Genomic DNA, 5,410 nt, shown 5'->3' with positions numbered 1-5,410 from the left:
AATGCGATAAGGATCGTGAGTAATGATCCAACCGTCATTGATTAGAGCATCCTTAACTAGATCATGGAATTGATCCTTAGCAGACATGGGGAAATAGGTACAGGTGTCAACAAACGTCTATTATATAGGTTACCAAAAAGGCAATCAGCTTTTTTATGGGTTAATTGGGTCAAATACAGTTTCGATTTCGATCACTCCTGATATGAGAGCATTTTCCAGGCAAAAGAGATCTGAACCTAAAACTCTTAGTTATTAATTTTAGTTATTAATTTCATCACTTACTTGCTCCTGGAAAGAATTAGAAGCAAAAAGACCTCGTCCCACTTTCTTCCATCTCCCTTCTTTTACACCTTGATGCAATTGGTTAGCTAAGGAGTTTGTAGCACGGAGTTGTTCATGCTCAGATTTGGCATCAAAGAGTCTGCTGGCAATCTGTTTTCGGTTAACCGGAGCCGCGAATTTATCTAAGATAATCTCTACCGCTTCCCCGAATGTTTTACCTCTAAATTCTGGATATAACATATCTCTGGGATTGCGCTTGTTACCCTCCTCATCGTCTTGGTTTTCCCTTTGGTTTTCTTCAAAGGATTCCTCTTCTAATTCCTCATCAACAAAAGTTACTTGACCGACATTGCCACTTGAATTCACAGTGGGAGCTTGTTCAGATAAATGATTAGCATTAACCTCAAGTTCCCGGAAAGCCCTCGATATTTCCGCTGCAATATCATCGTTTTCCGCTGCAATATCGTTTTCCGCTGCAATATCGTTGCTGGATAGTTCGGCTTCAAGCTTATTCTGATAATAGGCAACGTTTGCCCGTTTTTGCTCCACTAAAGCCTTTACCTCAACCAGGTTTGCTTCCGCTTCAGTAAGTTCTCGCTGGGTTTGTTCTAGCTGAGTTTTGATCCAATTAATATGGTCTTCTTGAGCAGATTTAAGATTCATGGTTGTCAGTTGCATGTCTTGTAAATCAAGCTTTTACGGAAAGTATAGCAGTATTTTTTTAGTTTTGCCATCCAATCGAGTTAAATTTTATTAAAAAAAACTTTTTTTTTTGGTTTACTCAATCCCTTAGTATCCTTCTGTAATAATCCTGCTAAGGAAAGGTTTTCACAGCTACAGGACTTAGAGGTTGTCTGAGAAGTCTCATTTGCTACATCCAAGCCCCCTAAATCCCCCAAGCTTGGGGGACTTTTACCAGCCAATTGGATTCTTGTTCCCCCCAGAATTGGGGGGCTAGGGGGGCAAAATTCAGTATCAAAAAACTTTTCAGATATCCTCTTATGCAAAACTTGTCAACCAACCCTATAACTACTAGGATGCATTAATAAAAACTGCTACAGCTATGTAGATTTACTGGGCAACTCCTGACTATCATGAGTATCTAATAGGATTGTGACTTATACCCCCCATAACTTTAAATTTAGCTTTAATTTAGCTGAACTAGTTAATTTTTGCTATAACTTAAAAACAACTGTTTTCATAGCTGCTATTAATTTGTCACAAAATTAATCTTTAATCTAATTTATTAGAGTTAATATCAGCTAGATTAATAAACCTGATTTTTTGCTGAGTACCAGCTAAATTTAAGCTTAAAATCAACCAAAAATATTCTTATTAAATTTCAATTAGTTTCACTAGGTTTAGCTCCTCAAAACTATTGTATGATGATCATCAACAAGCAATTGATACTGCAATTGTTTGTTGGCCACTCTCTAGAAAGCTGATAGCACCTCAAGTAGCGTGCGCGTAGCGCATTAGCTGATAGCTGAATGCTTTGCCGTCAGCCGTCAGCGGTCAGCCGTCAGCCGTCAGCGGTCAGCGGTCAGCCGTCAGAAGTCAGCCGTCAGCTGAGGTAACAGAGATTAAACCAATGTAGGGGATTAGCTGATAGCACCTCAAGTAGCGTGCGCGTAGCGCATTAGCTGATAGCTGATAGCTTACCTATCAACTTATAAACTTTTGTTAATTTCATCCCCAAACAAGCCATTTAAGATAACCAGAATCTCTAGATAATTTGATTACTATGTCTCAAGTTGAATTGCAACGGTCCCAACTCATGATAAGTACAAGAAGAAGCAGTCAATCTCATCCCCGAAAGGTCATGAAGGGTTTAAAGTTAGTTTCATTAACATTACTGGCAATGGTGATGGTACTGGTGGTACATGCTGATCCTAGTTTGGCACAGGAATCCGCTAGTAGTGGAGGATTCAATCCTCAAGAAATATTGCGCAATGCTTTGCAGTGGATTGATAGTCTAGGACCCATCGGAGCGATCGCATTTATCGCAATCTATATCATTGCTGCCGTAGCATTTTTGCCTGGGTCTATCCTTACCCTAGGGGCTGGGGTAGTATTTGGTGTTGTCTTAGGCTCAATCTATGTGTTCATCGGAGCCACTATCGGAGCCACGGCTGCTTTTCTGGTTGGGCGTTATCTAGCTAGGGACTGGATTGCACAAAAAATTGCTGGAAATGAGAAGTTTAGTGCCATTGATGAAGCAGTAGGTCAGGAAGGATTCAAAATAGTGCTGTTGACTCGACTCTCTCCTGTATTTCCCTTCAACCTCTTAAACTATGCCTATGGTCTAACTGGGGTTTCGCTAAAAGACTACGTCTTAGGCTCCATTGGCATGATTCCAGGAACAGTCATGTACGTTTACATCGGTTCTCTGGCTGGAGACCTGGCCATGATCGGTGGTGGTGACGCACCCACCAATCCGACTGTCCAGTGGGCAATTCGGATTATTGGTTTTATCGCTACTGTTGCGGTCACACTTTATGTCACTAATGTAGCTAAGAAAGCTTTAGACAAAAGCGTCTCCAAGGAGACAGTTTAGGAGCTTGAAGGTTAGCAGGTTGAAGGTTGAAGGTTGAAGGTTGAAGGTTAGGAAGTTGTTCGCGTAGCGTGGCCGAAAGGCCAAGGTTAAAGGTTAGGAAGTTAAAGGTTAAAGGTTAGGAAGTTAAAGGTCGAGAGATTTTAAGACTGTGTTGTTAGCGACAGCTTAGGTATATAGCGGTTCTAATACATATGAGATACATTCAAGTTTCTTACCCCGATTCCCGACTCCCGACTCCCGACTCCCGACTCCCTATTCCCTACTCCCTACTCCCTATTCCCTAAAAAAATAATTTAATTTTGAACCATCAAAGGAGTTATTATAAATGTCAAGTTCTCAATACCAAAGAGTTACTGTCCCACCTATGGACGAGTATAACCAGAGGTTGGTTAACTACGTTCATCCAGGGGATTGGGTTAATCCAAAACCTGTTGATTGTTATGACTTAGTAGTTATTGGTGCTGGTACAGCTGGATTAGTTACCGCAGCAGGTGCAGCAGGTATCGGTGTGGGTTTGAAAGTGGCGTTGATTGAACGGCATTTGATGGGTGGGGATTGTTTAAATGTAGGTTGTGTCCCCTCCAAATGTTTGATTCGGTCATCTCGGGTAGTGGCTGAGATGCGCAATGCGGGAGCCTTTGGGGTTAAAGTTCCAGATAATATTGAAGTAGACTTTCCCGCAGTGATGGAACGGATGCGTCGGCTACGGGCAGGGATTAGCCATCACGATTCTGCTAAACGCTTCAAAGATACCTATGGTATTGATATATTTTTAGGCAATGGTCGGTTTACCGGTGATGATACCATTGAAGTAAACGATACTACCCTCAAGTTTAAGAAAGCGGTAATTGCTACAGGAGCAAGAGCAGTAAGACCCCGAGTTGAGGGCATGGAAGAGGCGGGGTATCTCACCAATGAAACGGTATTTTCTCTGACAGAACGTCCCAATCGACTAGCTGTTATTGGTGGCGGTCCAATTGGGTGTGAATTAGCTCAGTCTTTCCGCCGTTTAGGTTGTGAAGTAGTGCTGTTCCATCGCGGTTCTCACATTTTAAATAAAGAAGATGCTGACGCCGCTGATATTGTTCAAAAAGTCTTTTTAAAAGAAGGTATCCGTTTAGTCCTGGGTGCCAAATTGAACCGGGTCGAGAAGACAGAAGCAGGTAAAACCTTACACTTCAATAGCTGCACTGGTTTGGAAGAGTCGGTCACAGTAGATGAAATTTTGATCGGTGCTGGACGTGCGCCCAATGTGGAAGGGTTAAATTTGGAATTGGTCGGGGTAGAGTATGACCAGCGTAAAGGAGTAAAGGTGAATGATTACCTTGAAACTACCAATCCCAAAATTTATGCTGCTGGTGATATTTGCATGGACTGGAAGTTTACCCATGCAGCGGATTCAGCAGCACGGATTGTGATTAAGAATACTCTATTTTCTCCCTTTGGCTTCGGTAAATATAAACTGAGTAATTTGGTGATGCCTTGGGCAACTTATACTGATCCAGAAATTGCCCATGTCGGGATGTATGAGCATGAAGCTCAAGCCAAAGGGTTTAATGTTAATACTATTAAAATTCCGTTTAGTACTGTAGACCGAGCGATCGCAGATGGCGAAGAAGAGGGATTTGTTAAAATTCACCACAAGAAGGGGTCAGATCAAATCCTGGGAGCAACTATTGTGGCAACTCATGCAGGGGAAATGATTTCTGAGGTGACTACAGCAATTGTCCATAAGATTGGTTTGAGTAAGCTTTCCAGCGTAATTCATCCCTATCCAACTCAAGCAGAAGGAATTAAAAAAGCCGCAGATGCCTATCGCCGCACTCTCTTAACACCAAGAACTAAAACATTTTTAGAATTCCTAACAAAGCTTTCTTAGGGAAAAAGGCAAGAAGCAAAAAGCAAGAGGCAAAAGTAAAGAGGGTTTTAAGTGATGCAGCGCCGATTTGAGGGGGTTTCCCCCAAGACCGGGCTGCATCGCTTTTATCGTACTTCCTACTCTGTTCCCTCTTTAACACTTCTGAGTTTTACCCTTACCCCTAGAGCTTTTTGGGTTTTGCTGATTCTGGGTATCATTGAGCCCCCCTAGCCCCCCAATTTTGGGGGGAACAAAACTCTTAAAGTCCCCCAAGGTTGGGGGATTTAGGGGGCTTGCCCAAAACCAGAGGATCGCGCATTCATACTTCAATTCAGCAACGCCGTTTTTTGAGCGATTGATTACGGTAGTTATATAGAGTTTACAAATGATTTGTAAAACTAGATTTTAATTTTTTCTAAGGAAAAATAGTCTCTATTCCTTACTCCTGTTACCCTATCGGGAGTTTTATGTTCCCTAAAGCGTTTAATGATCTGTTTACATCTCAAATATAAATCCTATAATCCAAATTCCCCAGTTAAAATATAAGAGTTCCGATAGTTTTCAACTATGACTGGTTTGGATCGACGTAAGCATTCAGGTGATGGGGTTGACAAAAAGGGAAGGATGAGTAGTAGTGTAGAACCATGGAAATCAAACCGCCAGCTATCCCAAATAGCTTTGAAGCTCTGGAACTGCTGCCCCAATCAGTTCTG

Annotated in this window: 5 protein-coding genes; 3 read left to right on the top strand and 2 right to left on the bottom strand. The window is 41.9% G+C overall.

The genetic code is table 11. The annotated features are described in order from the left end of the window. The coding region (locus F6K46_RS37905) for an element excision factor XisH family protein (RefSeq protein WP_293118008.1) at nt 1-87 on the bottom strand (87 nt) is incomplete at its 3' end. Nucleotides 88-258: 171 nt separating this feature from the next. Next, nucleotides 259-945 (bottom strand): hypothetical protein, encoded by a 687-nt coding sequence (locus F6K46_RS37900; RefSeq protein ID WP_293067809.1) that lies wholly within the window; start codon nt 943-945, stop codon nt 259-261. 1,159 nt (nt 946-2,104) lie between these two features. Here F6K46_RS37900 and F6K46_RS37895 point away from each other — a divergent pair. The 3 genes from F6K46_RS37895 (at nt 2,105) to F6K46_RS37885 (ending at nt 4,928) form a co-directional block, all read left to right on the top strand. Continuing rightward, nucleotides 2,105-2,839 (top strand): TVP38/TMEM64 family protein, encoded by a 735-nt coding sequence (locus F6K46_RS37895; protein WP_293118005.1) that lies wholly within the window; start codon nt 2,105-2,107, stop codon nt 2,837-2,839. A 325-nt stretch (nt 2,840-3,164) separates the two neighbouring features. Continuing rightward, the gene (locus F6K46_RS37890) at nt 3,165-4,718 is read left to right on the top strand and encodes a mercuric reductase (RefSeq protein WP_293067814.1); all 1,554 of its coding nucleotides are present in this window, start codon (nt 3,165-3,167) and stop codon (nt 4,716-4,718) included. A gap of 54 nt (nt 4,719-4,772) precedes the next feature. Beyond that, nucleotides 4,773-4,928, top strand: a complete 156-nt coding sequence (locus F6K46_RS37885) for a hypothetical protein (RefSeq protein WP_293067817.1) — start codon at nt 4,773-4,775, stop codon at nt 4,926-4,928. Nucleotides 4,929-5,410: the final 482 nt, after the last annotated feature.

This window comes from Moorena sp. SIO3E8, assembly GCF_010692445.1.
Classification (GTDB): Bacteria; Cyanobacteriota; Cyanobacteriia; order Cyanobacteriales; family Coleofasciculaceae; genus Moorena; species Moorena bouillonii.
Note: the sequence above shows the minus strand (reverse complement) of the source record. Positions and strands in the feature narration are given on the sequence as shown.

Bases quoted from the DNA above. Each gene is read 5' to 3' on its own strand.
- F6K46_RS37900 (WP_293067809.1), bottom strand. From the start codon at position 945: ATGAATCTTAAATCTGCTCAAGAAGACCATATTAATTGGATCAAAACT.
- F6K46_RS37895 (WP_293118005.1), top strand. From the start codon at position 2,105: ATGAAGGGTTTAAAGTTAGTTTCATTAACATTACTGGCAATGGTGATG.
- F6K46_RS37890 (WP_293067814.1), top strand. From the start codon at position 3,165: ATGTCAAGTTCTCAATACCAAAGAGTTACTGTCCCACCTATGGACGAG.
- F6K46_RS37885 (WP_293067817.1), top strand. From the start codon at position 4,773: ATGCAGCGCCGATTTGAGGGGGTTTCCCCCAAGACCGGGCTGCATCGC.